The sequence below is a fragment of the Paraburkholderia kirstenboschensis genome, from assembly GCF_904848585.1.
Taxonomy (GTDB): domain Bacteria; phylum Pseudomonadota; class Gammaproteobacteria; order Burkholderiales; family Burkholderiaceae; genus Paraburkholderia; species Paraburkholderia kirstenboschensis.
On the sequence record NZ_CAJHCR010000017.1, the window covers coordinates 13,209 to 25,770 of the forward strand.

Sequence of the window (12,562 nt, forward strand, 5' to 3'; positions counted from 1 at the left end):
GGATGGCAAACCGCTGGATGATGGGCCTGCTGGTGGCCGCGCTTGCAGCGCATTTTCACCTTGCACGCGCCGCTACGATTGCGGAAGTGATCAGCCCGACGAACATCGTTCTCGCGCAGGGCAATGCCCGTTCGCTCGCCACTCTGGACGGAAAGCCGGTTTTCTGGTGCGGCCTGAAAGCGTTCGAGACCTGGGCAACGCCGCTCCTCGGCCAGCAAGTCGCGAGTAACCCCGACGCAGGCATCACGGTGACCGTCGACGCACACGACGTTTCGCTTGAGCAGTTGCTGGTCAGCAAGGGCTGGTTGCAGCCTGTCGTGTTTGACGACGACGCGCAGGCGGCAATGACCGAGGGCCGCGGTGGCTGGGCATGCGCAAGCGCAGCAACCCCGTTTGAACTGATGCATAACAGTGTCGACCCCAAGGTGCTCGCGGGTATTGCACTGAACGAATCAGGGCTTAACGGTCGCGCCTGGCCCTGGACCCTGAACATTGCGGGGCGGGGTTTCTTCTTCAAGACACGCGAAGACGCCTATCGCGTCGTGCAGTCGCTGATTGCGCACGGTCGCAGCGATTTTGACGTCGGCATTATGCAAATAAATTGGGCGTATCACGCCCGCCGTTTTGCTTCGCCGTGGGACGCGCTGGCGCCGGCGACAAGTATTCGCGTCGCAGAAGAAATTCTCAACGAAAACTATAGCAAGACGCATTCGGTTGCCAAGGCGATCGCCTACTACCACAGCGCCAATCCGGTTCCGGGCCAGGCGTATCTCGCGCGCTTTGCGAAACACCTCAACCAGATTCAGGCCGGATTATGAAGCACACCATTTTCCGCACGGCCTTCGCCTGCGCCACGCTGTCCGTGGTTGTGACGTCGCACGCTGCGAACACCGATCCGTTCGACTTCGATTACGAGATCGCCGGGGGCATTGCAGAGCGCCCCGCGCTCATTTTCAACGACGGCGCAAAGACGTATATCCAGCCGCGCGCGGGCCAGGTCATCACAGCGGCGGGTGGTCATCAGGAAGGCCCGTATGTCGTCGTTGACGGTACGCCCGAAACGATCACCTACACGGTGGCCGGTCGCTCGGCCAGTGCGCGCTGGACGAAAGCCAACGCCTTTATCGGTGCCGGCGCACGCGGGCCGCTCGCTTCGTTGCGCGATGATCAGCCAGCAGCCTTCGACGGCTTCACGAATCGACTTGTGCTGATCGGCTCCCACGGGTCGCTGGAGCCGGTGCGTGCACTCAAAGGCTCGATGCCGGTGGCCGCGATCGTCAAGGCGTTGGTGCCGCAAGGCTGGACCGGAGCTGCGCAAAAAGATGTGGATCTTACTGACAGCAGCAGCTTCTCCACGCGCGTGGGCGAGAACTGGATGCAGGCGCTCGACCGCCTGGTGGCGCAATGCGGCCTTTACGCCGACGTCGATTTCACGTCACGGCACGTGAGGCTGCATCGTGACGCGCCGAAGTCCGGCGCGCTGAATTATGCGGCAGGCCAGAAACCGCCAGCAGATGCGATGGCGCAAACGGGCGCAACGAAGGAAGACGCGGCCAGCGGATCAGTCGTAGCTCCGCCACAACCTTCAATGCTCGCCCAATACTTCGGCGCACAGGCTATCCGCGACGGCGACGACACGCACACGCAGATCCGGTTCGCGGCAAAGCCTGCAACCGAACTGACGTTCAGGACGCCGGAAGGTCGGTCGCTGCATCCGAAATGGGACGACGGTGCTCCTGTCGTGACGGTCGAGCGCGCCGAACGCATGCTCGTTTCCGACGGTAAGCGAGTGGTCGAGGTGGGCCGGTCAGCGGGCACGGTGTACGACTTTGACGCGGCGAGCGCAGCGCATCTCGAGGCGGTTTTCGACCGCGACGGCCAGACATTCTTCAAGTTCGCCGACTCGGTCGTGCAGGTCCATGTGAGTGACGTCAAACACCTCGGTTCGGGTGAGCAGAAGGGCCGCTACTACATGTTCAACGGCACTGCCGACCAGTTCATCGTGACGGCCGATGGCACCACCGTCAATGTCACACGCCGTCACGACGTGAAGTATTTCGAACGGCCCCCAGCGGGCACACCAACAACGGCGTCGGCTGCATCCGGAGCGGCGAAATCATGAGGTGCGTGATTCCTGTTCTCGTCGCTGCGGTCCCTGCACTGTACGGGCCGCTCGCGCACGCCGACTGCCTCGATGACGCTGCCGCGTACCAGCACGTGAGTACGCAGCTTGTCCATGCGATTGCACAGCACGAATCGGGGATGCGTGCGAACGCAGTGAACGTGAACAGCAACGGTACTGAAGACATTGGCCTGATGCAGATCAATTCATCGTGGCTGCCGCGACTCGCGCGGTATGGAATCCGTCGTCAGGACCTCTTTAACGCGTGCGTGAACGGCTATGTCGGCACGTGGATTCTTGCATCGAACGTCCGGCAGTTCGGCCCGACATGGAAGGCCGTCGGTGCCTATAACGCGGTCTCGACGCAGAAGCAGTTGATTTACGCGAACGCCATTTATCGCCGCCTGCAGCGGCTGGGGCAACAACAATGAATGTGACCATCGAACGTAATGATCGGGTGCGCGTGATCGCGCGCGTTCTTGCAGCAATGCTGTTGCTGGCCGGGCCCGCATGGACGAATGCCGCGAACGACCCGAACCCGTCGCGCGTCGGCGCGCCCGCTGGCGACGGCTGGCAGGTCCTGTCCAGTATTCCGCCTGCCACCACGTCCGGTGAGCCACCTGTTGTAGCCGCGGGCGCTTCGACCTCGCCCGTCACTGCCTCGCCGGCGGCGGTGGCCGTGGCGCCGGTCGTTTTGCCAACGGCCACAGCGGCTTCGAGCGGTGCGCTGACGTTTTCTGTGTCGCCTTCCGACCGCAACCTGCGCAACGCCCTCGACCGATGGCTACAGACGCAAGGATGGCAACTCGCGTGGAAGGTCGACGATGACCTGCCGCTTGAGTTCAACGCGACGTTCACGGGCGACTTCACGTCGGTCCTTGTTCAGGTCATGAAAGCGACCAACCACATGCGGGTGCCGACACGCATCTGCCGTCATCCTTCGAACAACGTAATCCGCGTCGTGGCTCGCGCGGCCAACTGTCAGGAGTAACCGATGCGCCACGCTTTCATCTTGAGGACTGCCATTGCGGCTGCTTGCTCGCTGGTCATCGCCGGCTGCGCCGTCACGCAAGGCGATGTCAATTCGGCCTACGACTCTGCAAACAGCACGGCGAGCGCTGCCATGAATAATCTGCCCGGCTCGATGGCGCTCGTTGAAGATGTGCCCACGGCGTTCCTCGGCGATCGCCTCGTGCCGGTCGCGTATGAAGCGACACTGCCGGCGACGTTTCGCGAAAAGCGCATCACGATGCCGGCGAACCTCGACATCAACCAGATCGCTAACCTGGTCTCTGGCGCGACAGGCTATGCCGTTCATCTGAGCCCTGACGTCTTCGTGCCGCGGAGTTCGCTCGTGCCGCGCGAGGGCGCATCGTCGGGTGGCAAGTCGTCGTCCGCACCGGGCGGCAACGGCGCGAGCAACTATGAGAAGCCCCACTATGCGCAGGTGTTTGACGGCCCGGCGGGCGAGTACCTGACCCGCATGACGCAGGACCTCGGGCTCGACTGGTCGTTCGATGGCTCGACCATCAATATCACGCGGTTTGTGACCCGCATGTACCAGATCGCCGCGATTCCGGGCAAGGTCTCCATCAAGTCCACCATGTCCAAGGGTATGGACACGTCCACGGGCAATCAGGCGAATGGCAGCGGTGGTGGAGGAAGCGGTGACACGGGTTCTTTCTCGGCGCAGACCTCGACGGGCCGTCAGGGTCAGTTCGATCAGATCCAGTCGATCACGGACGCGCTGAACAAGCTGCGCTCGCCCATGGGCAGCGTCAATGTCAATCCGCAAAGCCGTCTCGTCATGGTCCACGACACGCGCGAGGCCGCAGATGCGATGGGCAAGCTGCTCGCGCAGGAAAACGCGGTATCGACGCGTCAGGTCGCGATCCGCGTGCGTACCCTGCAGATTGCACTGAACCGCGGCAGCCAGGCAGGCGCCAATGCCGATGTCGTGTTCAACGCAATTGAGGGCGGCCTCGCCAAGTACGCGATCAGTTTTACGTCGCCCACGTCGCTGTCGTCTGGTGGTGGCACGCTCGGCATGTCCGTGTTGCGCCCGAACGCGCCGTTCTCCGGCACCAATGCGGTCATCAACGCACTGAACCAGTACGGGCGCACGGTGCAGGACAACACGCAGACCAAGCTCACGCTTAATGGCCTGCCAGTGTCCATCGCTTCGTTCCAGAGCGACGACTATCTGCGATCGACGACGTCGTCCGCTGGCAGCCTGACGGCGACGTCGGGCGGCGTTCCCGGCCTGAACCCGGGCACCGTGACGACCGGCGATTTCGTCAACATCCTCCCGTCGGTGAACGATCACAACCAGATCGTGCTCGCGTACTGGAGCGACAGTTCCAAGCTGAACGGTCCGTTCACCGAGAAGTCGGTCGGCTCTGGCCAGACGCAGCAGACCATCCAGCTTGCGCACACCGTTGGCAGCAAGGACGATCAGATCGTCGCGCTGGCCGATGGCCAGACGGTCGTACTGTACGGCGAGATGACCGATCACGCCGACAGCACGACGAATGGGGGCATCGCCGGTATCACGGGTCTGTGGAACAAGGTGAAGACGTTCCAGGTGATCATGCTGACGGCTTCGGTCGTCCCGTCGATGTGAGCGGGCTCATGCACATCACGGATCCACTGCCGCGCGAAAAGAACGCGCGTCTTGTCTTCGGGCTCGAGTGGCGCGCGTATCCGTCGCGGCAGATGCGGGCGGATCGCCGTCGCTATGCCGATGACTTTGGCGCGACCCATTACGTCGAATACAGGAACGGCAAGGACGTCATCGGTGGCTTCTGCGCGCCGGAGATGGCCGAGCTCAAGGGCGCCAAACTTTACTCGGGCGCCGCGCGCATTGCACAGCATGACCGCGTGAAGGGCAAGGCGGCCGTGGCTGTCCTGCTGCAGGACGAGCAGCGCGTGCACGTCGTGTTCGTGGTACGCGGGGTCGTGCGCAGCGATGAGGTGCTCACGGTACCGCAGGCCCACGAGAGGAAGCTTGCCATCGAGCAGGAATGTCTGAAGCTGAACCTGCCGCTCACGACACTGGGCTCCGGGCCGGCCGTGGGAGACGTCGACGAGAGCTTCGGTGCGGCCGCGCTGCTTGATGCGCGCAGAAGCGCGCGCATTGGCAAGGTGCCCGCCAGCGTTCCTTCCATTGTGTCCATCGTGGTGATTGGTGCCGCAGTGATTTTTGGCGGCATCGAACTGGTCGACATTCTCAATCCGCCGCCGCCACCGGCGCCGCGCGAACCGTCGTTCGAGGAGAAGTATGCCTCGCAGGTGCGTCAGACGTTCGCGGCAAAGATGCCGCGCGCGAATCTGCTCGCGCCTGCGCTGCTTGCGACGCTCGGCAACAGTGAGACGGTCGTTGCAGGCTTTGTGTTTGAGAAGGCGGTGTGCGGCACGGAGGGCTATTGCGCACTGACGCTGCGCCGCTACGGCGGCAGCTTCGACGATCTTCGACAGACCGCTCCGGAGTCGATGCGCCCGCTGCATTTCGATGCGGACGGACTGCATGCCGGGGCGCGCGGTCCTCAGGTTCCCGCAGTCGCGTTCGTCGCTGCGAAAGACCAGAGCGCCTGGCCCACGGAGCAGGGGCTGATCGACGCCTTGCAGACACCGCCACAGAGGCTTTCCGCAAAGCCGTTCGAACTCGACAGTTACGGCTACTCGGTGCACCTCGAGCCTCCGAAGCCACTCCTCGCGGCTCCGATGGGCGCCAACGACTCCCGCCCGGCGCAGATGATCCGCGTGGGCGAATGGACCATCAGCGGATACCGATGGCAATCGCCGTTGCTGGCGAGGCTGCCGTCGAACATGACGCTGGACACGATGGCCGTTGAGCTGAAGCTCGGAGAGGCCGGCGCGAACAGGTCGCAAAGCGGCGAGGCGGTCATCCAGAACGGTATCCATTTCACAGCCAGGGGCAAATACTATGTTCTCAACTAAAGTCCTGCCGGCGCTCGCGTGCGCCTTGATGGTTGCTTCGGTCGCCGTCAATGCCCAGCCAAAGATGAAGGCGACGCATCCACAGGCGGTCAGCTCAAATATGCCGTCGGCAGATCTCGATCTGAGCGCGGAATCGCCGGGTGCCGATGCAGCTGCCCATACGCGCGTGGCCTCGCAGGCCGCAGTCTCACAGTCCACAGCGTCACAGACCGCAACCGTCACGCCTGTGACCGCTGCGCCTGCGTCGGCAACTGTGCCGTCAGAGTCCCGCCTTTCCATCGAGGATGTGGACCGGATCGCGCGTTCGTCCATCGCGCGGCAACTGGCGGGCAACGGGAACGCGCTGCCCGGTGGTGTGGCTCTGAATGGTGCTGCTCCGGCCGCGGCGCCCGCCACTGCTCCTGCACCTCCCGCGAATAGCAAGCCTGCGCCCGTTCGTTCGCGCGCGGAACCTGTGCGGTTCGTTGGCGCCTTCAGCGACGTGAGCGGGCAGTCCGTGCTCTATGAGTATCGCAATGCGTCGTATCCCGCACACGTCGGCGCCAGGCTTCTTAACGGTTGGACAGTGAAGCGCGTCGACGGCTTCGTGGTGACCGTGGCTGACGGGACGGGCAAGGGGGCGCGCACCTGGACCGAGACCATCAGTGGCGGCACCCCCGCGCAGGACGTCCAGCAATCCGGAGCGGGCGGGCTGGCGGTTCGAGGTTTGCCTGATCTGTCGGGCCCGCTGCCTCCGAACATTCCTCTTTCCGCTATTGCTCGCTAACAAGGGACGCTGAGTCATGAGTATGTTTTCTGGAATCGAGAAGAACGAGCCGTCGACTGGCGGCATCTTCGGGCGCCTGCGCGCGTTTCGGGCGGGTTTCTCGGAGGACTCAGCGTCGTCCATGCCCATTGCCGGGTCGGACAAGGTGGATGCCGCTGATCGTGAGCCGCGCTTCAGCAAGAAAAGCACGAAGGTGAAGGCCGAACCGGTTGAAGTACAGCCGGGGCAACCGATGACGCTCGGTATGCGCCTGCGGATGGCCGACGTCAGTGACGTCGACGCGCACGAGGACGGCAATCCGGAATTTCTGCATTCACCGGACGCCCGGCCGTTCGACCAGCACATGAACGAACCGTCGGCGAGGGCAGACGAGCGGCCACTACATGACGGCAACACGAGAGTCGCTGCTACGGCTGCTGACGCTGCGCCCGCAACGTCGACCAACGACACAGAGGCAACGGTTGAAGTCGCCGCCGGGGATGCGCGTCGTCCAGCTTATCCGGAGGCTGACCTGCGCGCGAAGCCGGAGTTGCCCGAGCTGGATGATGGCAATACATCCTCACCGCTGGCAGACGGGGTGCACGAAATTCATGCGCATGCCGAGCCGATAGTGCAGCAGGAACCGGAATTGATCCCGGTTGGACTGCCGCAACTGCCGTCGGCCGAAGCGCTCGCATTCAAGCGCATCCTGAGCGAACGCGGCGCCGATGCAACGTTGCGCATCACTGATGGGGCTCGCCGCGAGTTCGTGGCAGTCGAAGTGCAGGCGGGCATGGCGATCGTCGTGACGACCCAGGCGTTCCACGAGTCGGCGCTCTATCCGACGTACCTGAAGGATCTCGAGCGCGCCGATATCAAGATGCATGAAGAGATGATCGCGGTCGAGACAGTCATCTCCGCGATCTACGGGCGCGAGCGCAATCGCTCCGCGGCCATCGTCCCGGAAACGTCGCGCGCGATTGGCACGTTCCGTGATGTGGCGGAGGCCGCACATGAATATGGTGCCGGCGACATCCACTACGAGTACCGCGACTTTAACGACGACGTCGAAGTGCGTTTCCGCGTGAACGGCGACCTTTACACCTATCGCAAACTGTCCAAGTCGCTGGTGCGCCGTGCCCTGTCTGCGTCCTATCAGGATCTCGTTGCACGAAACACGAATTCGGGCGAGACATTCCAGCCGAGCGCGCCGCAGTCGGCCATGATCCCGCTCGTTGTGCACACGGACATTCTCAACATCCGCTGGCAAAGCTCGCCGCTCGTTGGCGGTTTCGACGTCGCCCTGCGCCTGCTCGACGGCAACTTCCGGAATCTCAAACTGCTGATGCCGGACCAGATGGGTCTCACACGCAGCCAGTTGAAGATCCTCGACTCGTTATGCAATGTAAGTGGCGGGGTATCGATCTTCACCGGTGAAACCGGCTCAGCAAAATCGACACTGCTGCGCGCGCTTTCCTACATGCTGTCGTCGCGCGACCTGCGCAAGCAGTATGTCGTGAGCGAACCGTCGGAGTACCCGCATCCGTGGCTGTCGGAAATTTCGATTCCGCGCCGGCCGGACGAGTCGGACGAGGACGCGAGTCGCAAAGGGGCCGAGGTCATTCGCACGCTGATGCGGATGGACCCGGATGACCTGACCGTAAATGAGATCCGCGACCGCGTGATGGCGGCTCTCGTCGCGGAGCTGGCACTGACCGGTCACCCGGTCAGAACCACCCTGCACGCGGACAGTGCCATCGGCGCATTCATGCGGCTCGCAGGCGGCCGTCTGCAGTTGCCGATGGACGAAATGTCGTCGGAGAAGTTCGTCAACGCAGTCGCCAACCAGAAGCTCATTCCGCTGCTGTGCCCGCATTGCAAGGTTCCCGCGCGTGACGTGCTGAGCGCAACGCAGGTCGACACGCTCGAGAAGAAGTTCGGGCTCGACACGTCGACGATGGCATGCCGCGACGAAGCTGGTTGCGAGCACTGTCGCCTGAAGGGCCTCTTCACCCGCGCAGGCAAAGTAGCTGCCGGCACCAAGGGGCAGACGCTGGCGATGGAGATCTTCCGGCCGACGCTGGAATTCCTGGACTTCGTGGCGGTACGCGACTGGCGCAACGCGGAGAAGGTCTGGCGTTCGACACGCGTGTCTGGTTTCGACGATGACGACATGACGGGAAAAACGATCTACGAGCACGCCCTTTACAAGGCGTCGCAGGGGATCATCGACCCGCGCTTCATCGATACCACGATGCGCTCTTTCGACGAGTACAAGGTTTTCGCAGACCGTGACGGGAGGATGCCGTCGTGATCAAGGGACTCGTCTACACGGTCTTCATGATGCTGCCGCAGAAAGAACGCATGCGCGTGGCGATCTGGCGTTTCAGCAAATTGCGCGAGGGCTTCTACCGCGAAACGCGGCTCGATGTGGCCGCGAAAGGCCTGCGCAATCGGGAGACGCTGCTTGAGCGGCTGACGACGCTTGAGAAGCGCCACCGCAATCGCAAAGGACTGGCGTGGCCGGTCTTTCAGGCTATCGCCAAACGGATGGTGGCGGGGGACAACTTCGCGAACGCAATCAGGCCGTACATCCCGACCGACGAATATGCGCTGCTGGAAATCGCGGGTGCATCGACGCAACAGGATGCGGCGATCCGCGGCCTCGAGCTTGCGGAGATGGCGGCGAACGCGAAAGCGGTACTGGCCACGACCACATCGCTGCAGATGGCTTACCCGGCGCTGCTCATCGTCTACATGTACCTTTACGCGATGCTGTTCGGCGGCAGGATCTTTCCGGCCGTCGCGGATACGAAGCCGGTCTCGGAATGGTCACCGTTTGCGCAGACGCTTTATGCGTTCGACAGCTTTGCGTATCACTACTGGTGGCTGAGCGGCTCGATCGTCGGCGGAATGGTCTTCGGATATTTTCATACGCTCAAGCGTTGGACCGGGCACCTGAGAAACAAGGTCGATTCGATGCCGCTGATGTGGCGCAACCGGCGCGACCTCCGCGCCGCTTTGCTGATTGTTTCGCTGGCAGGCCTCTTCGACTCGAACCTGACCTTGCGCGCGTCGCTCAACCGGCTGACGAAGACGGCAGATCCGTGGCTCAAATGGCACCTGAACCGGATGGGCCGCAAGCTCACCCAGCGTCCGGACGAGACGATGCGTGCGCTCGACACTGGCATCTTTTCTGAAACGGTGATGGACACGATCGCGGACGCGGCCGGTCGTGACCAGTTCGTGCAGGCGATCAAGTCGCTCGGTCGCAACTCACTGGATCGCGTAGTCGCGACGGTCCGCCGCAACGCCCGCATCACGCACTACGTGCTGCTCGGCTTTGCAGTCTCACTCTTTTTCGTTTTCGGCATCGGGTCGTACGTTGCGACCGGTGCAGTCAGTTTCGATTCGTCATCGTCGGCTGGCGCCAATTACTGAGGAATAAATGAACATGAACAACACGATGCCAAAGACAAGCGCTTCTACCGCGGCAATCTCATCGGCCTCAGCTGAGCGCAAATCGTCACTGACCAGGATGGGCCGCCGCCGCCGGCAGTCGGGCGAACTGTCGCTGATCGAGGGAGCAGCCGTGATGGCTGGCGCGGCGCTGCTTGCGCTTGTCGTCTATCAGGGGCGTTCGTTCGTGATGGATCGTATCCACGCGCATCAGTTCAAGAGCGAAGCGCAGCTTTTTCGCAGTGGCATTCAGGACGCGACCTCAAGCGACGTCGATTTTTCAAGCGAGACGCAGCAGACGCTTGCGAAGAACCATGCGTTTGACTCGGCGAATTCCCGCGTGAACACATCAACCGGGGCGCTGACGGGAATTTTCGGCGGTGCAGTGACTGCGGTGCCAGGAACGATCGCGTCGACGGACGACGCCATGATCGTGACCTATCCGGTGCCCAGTACGGTGTGTTCGCTGTCGATCGGTGCCGTCGCTGGCGCTTATGCGAAGGTGACCGTCAACGGGACAACTGTGTATGACCCGAACACGCCGTTCGGCGGTGCGACGGCAGGTACGGCATGCGCTTCGGCCGGTGCGACAGCCAGCATCGGCATGTACGCCACTCACAATAACTAAGGGCGCCGGGTATGTTCAGCATCGTTGAGATGATGGTTGTGCTGGTCGCTGCGGCATTGATGACGGTTGTCGGGATCAAGGAGGATGCAGCGAAGCGGCGCAACCAGGTGCTGACGGCCGAAGGGCAGAACGAGGCGGTCATCAATGCGGCGCTCGGTAACTGGGTAACCAAAAGCTACGCGACGCTTACCCAGAACGGGCCGGTTGCTGTGGTGCCTGCAACGGATCTGCCCACGCTCAACGATCTGTTCACGCAGGGCAACCTGCGGCAACCGCACGCGAATGGTCCGTTCTGGGGCGGGGCGTACGTCATCAGCATGAGCGTCGGACCATCGACGTGTTCGGTGAGCGCGGGGGACTGCCATGTCACCTACGTGCTGTACCCGTCAAAGCCGGTGACGCGTGGCGGCAATCCGGACGTGATCGGCGCTTCGATAATCGCGCAGGCTGGCGGTAATGCGTTTGGCTTCTCGAAGACACAGAACTCCGGAACCGTTACGGGCATCAACGGTGCGTGGAATGCGACCAACCCACTGTCGGGCAATCCGGCTGCTGTGGTCCTCGCTACGAACGGCCCGACGTCGGATGGAAACTCGGTCTACATCCGGCGAGATGGCGCGCTGACGTGGACCGGTGACCAGAACGTCAATCACGTCAGCCTTCATAACGTGCATAACCTCGATGCCGAAGGTACGGTCAGCGCGGCGAACATCGGGGCAACTGGCGCAGTGGCTGCAAGCGGCGCGGTTTCCGCTGGCACAACCGTCTCGACGGGCAACATCGGCTGGCCGCGAGTAGCGTGCCCGAAGATCAGCCAAATAACGGGCGCGAGCGACAACTCCGGCCTGATGCTGTCGTGTCAGAGCGTGTCAGGTGTTCTGCAGTGGATGCCGATGGGGGGTCCCAAGCTCTGGTACGGCTACACAAACATACCGAGCGGCGGCGGCACGTTCGTGCCGAATCCGAACTGTCCCGCGGGCGGCACACCGCTACTGGTGGTGTCGGGCCAGAGCATGTACACGGACCCGACTGCGGTCATCAACTACCCAACGGTCGGAAGCGGGCCATGGACGGTCTATATCACGGATGGCAGCGGAAACGTCATATCCGGAACTGCTGTCGCGACGAGCTTCTGTACATATTGAAGAGGATGAGAAATGAGCTTCGCCAGGATTTTTATGCGGATAGCCGTGCTTACGGGGATGGTGACGGCTAGCAGCGCAACAATGGCAGGGCCCGTTCGGTGCTCCGTGAGCAACCAGGACTCCACGTGCGTCGGGCATCTGACGACGGCATGGCAGACGCCGCCACCGTGTCCTAATCAGCCCGGATGGACGACGGCCGCGCCGGCGCAATGGATCGGGTCTCAGTACTCCGCGCCACAATGCAACTATCAAGCGCCGCCCGGCTGCCCTGCGGGCACCGATCAGTTGGTAAGTCCCACTTGGAACGGCTCAAGTTGGACAGGGCTGATTTGCCAGCCGAAAGCGCCCCCGCCGCCGCCGACACAACCTCCAGGTAACCTAGCGTCGATCTGCGAAAGCGCAATTGCAGCGGAGATGGCGCGGGCCGGGTTTAATGGGACGAATGGCACGTATCGCGGCGTCTGGGGGGCTTTGCAGGGGCCATACACACTCGGAGGAGGCCA

The 12,562-nt window shown here is 62.7% G+C and carries 11 protein-coding genes; all 11 read left to right on the plus strand.

The window, feature by feature from the left end:
* Positions 1–17: 17 nt before the first annotated feature.
* From JMY24_RS30130 to JMY24_RS30180, 11 genes are read left to right on the plus strand one after another with little or no spacing between them, the layout of a single operon-like run.
* Entirely contained in the window at positions 18–818 is an 801-nt protein-coding gene (locus JMY24_RS30130) for a transglycosylase SLT domain-containing protein (protein WP_236597588.1), read from the plus strand.
* Complete coding sequence (locus JMY24_RS30135) at positions 815–2,122, plus strand: TrbG/VirB9 family P-type conjugative transfer protein (protein WP_201703422.1); 1,308 nt, start codon at positions 815–817, stop codon at positions 2,120–2,122. The genes JMY24_RS30130 and JMY24_RS30135 overlap by 4 nt, the downstream gene beginning before the upstream one ends.
* Complete coding sequence (locus JMY24_RS30140) at positions 2,119–2,553, plus strand: lytic transglycosylase domain-containing protein (RefSeq protein WP_128598709.1); 435 nt, start codon at positions 2,119–2,121, stop codon at positions 2,551–2,553. Before JMY24_RS30135 ends, JMY24_RS30140 begins: the two co-directional genes overlap by 4 nt.
* The gene (locus tag JMY24_RS30145; RefSeq protein ID WP_201703423.1) at positions 2,550–3,113 is read left to right on the plus strand and encodes a toxin co-regulated pilus biosynthesis Q family protein; all 564 of its coding nucleotides are present in this window, start codon (positions 2,550–2,552) and stop codon (positions 3,111–3,113) included. Before JMY24_RS30140 ends, JMY24_RS30145 begins: the two co-directional genes overlap by 4 nt.
* 3 nt (positions 3,114–3,116) lie before the next feature.
* A complete protein-coding gene (locus JMY24_RS30150; protein ID WP_128597355.1) occupies positions 3,117–4,745 on the plus strand; it encodes a type II secretory pathway protein in 1,629 nt (542 codons plus the stop codon).
* Positions 4,746–4,753: 8 nt separating this feature from the next.
* The gene (locus JMY24_RS30155; protein ID WP_128597356.1) at positions 4,754–6,082 is read left to right on the plus strand and encodes a hypothetical protein; all 1,329 of its coding nucleotides are present in this window, start codon (positions 4,754–4,756) and stop codon (positions 6,080–6,082) included.
* Positions 6,069–6,848 carry a hypothetical protein gene (locus JMY24_RS30160; RefSeq protein ID WP_128597357.1) on the plus strand — a complete coding sequence of 260 codons (780 nt, stop codon included), beginning with the start codon at positions 6,069–6,071 and terminating at the stop codon, positions 6,846–6,848. The genes JMY24_RS30155 and JMY24_RS30160 overlap by 14 nt, the downstream gene beginning before the upstream one ends.
* Before the next feature lie 16 nt (positions 6,849–6,864).
* Positions 6,865–9,141: an ATPase, T2SS/T4P/T4SS family gene (locus JMY24_RS30165; RefSeq protein ID WP_128597358.1), complete on the plus strand. Its 2,277-nt coding sequence runs from the start codon at positions 6,865–6,867 to the stop codon at positions 9,139–9,141.
* Positions 9,138–10,268 (plus strand): type II secretion system protein, encoded by a 1,131-nt coding sequence (locus JMY24_RS30170; protein ID WP_128597359.1) that lies wholly within the window; start codon positions 9,138–9,140, stop codon positions 10,266–10,268. Before JMY24_RS30165 ends, JMY24_RS30170 begins: the two co-directional genes overlap by 4 nt.
* A gap of 13 nt (positions 10,269–10,281) precedes the next feature.
* Positions 10,282–10,914, plus strand: coding sequence for a type 4 pilus major pilin (locus JMY24_RS30175; protein ID WP_413231278.1), 633 nt, complete (start codon positions 10,282–10,284; stop codon positions 10,912–10,914).
* A gap of 11 nt (positions 10,915–10,925) precedes the next feature.
* Positions 10,926–12,059, plus strand: coding sequence for a hypothetical protein (locus tag JMY24_RS30180; RefSeq protein ID WP_201703424.1), 1,134 nt, complete (start codon positions 10,926–10,928; stop codon positions 12,057–12,059).
* Positions 12,060–12,562 lie beyond the last annotated feature (503 nt).

Coding starts and splice junctions, on each gene's coding strand:
- JMY24_RS30165 (WP_128597358.1), top strand. CDS start 6,865: ATGAGTATGTTTTCTGGAATCGAGAAGAACGAGCCGTCGACTGGCGGC.
- JMY24_RS30155 (WP_128597356.1), top strand. CDS start 4,754: ATGCACATCACGGATCCACTGCCGCGCGAAAAGAACGCGCGTCTTGTC.
- JMY24_RS30130 (WP_236597588.1), top strand. CDS start 18: ATGATGGGCCTGCTGGTGGCCGCGCTTGCAGCGCATTTTCACCTTGCA.
- JMY24_RS30150 (WP_128597355.1), top strand. CDS start 3,117: ATGCGCCACGCTTTCATCTTGAGGACTGCCATTGCGGCTGCTTGCTCG.
- JMY24_RS30180 (WP_201703424.1), top strand. CDS start 10,926: ATGTTCAGCATCGTTGAGATGATGGTTGTGCTGGTCGCTGCGGCATTG.
- JMY24_RS30160 (WP_128597357.1), top strand. CDS start 6,069: ATGTTCTCAACTAAAGTCCTGCCGGCGCTCGCGTGCGCCTTGATGGTT.
- JMY24_RS30175 (WP_413231278.1), top strand. CDS start 10,282: ATGAACAACACGATGCCAAAGACAAGCGCTTCTACCGCGGCAATCTCA.
- JMY24_RS30140 (WP_128598709.1), top strand. CDS start 2,119: ATGAGGTGCGTGATTCCTGTTCTCGTCGCTGCGGTCCCTGCACTGTAC.
- JMY24_RS30135 (WP_201703422.1), top strand. CDS start 815: ATGAAGCACACCATTTTCCGCACGGCCTTCGCCTGCGCCACGCTGTCC.
- JMY24_RS30145 (WP_201703423.1), top strand. CDS start 2,550: ATGAATGTGACCATCGAACGTAATGATCGGGTGCGCGTGATCGCGCGC.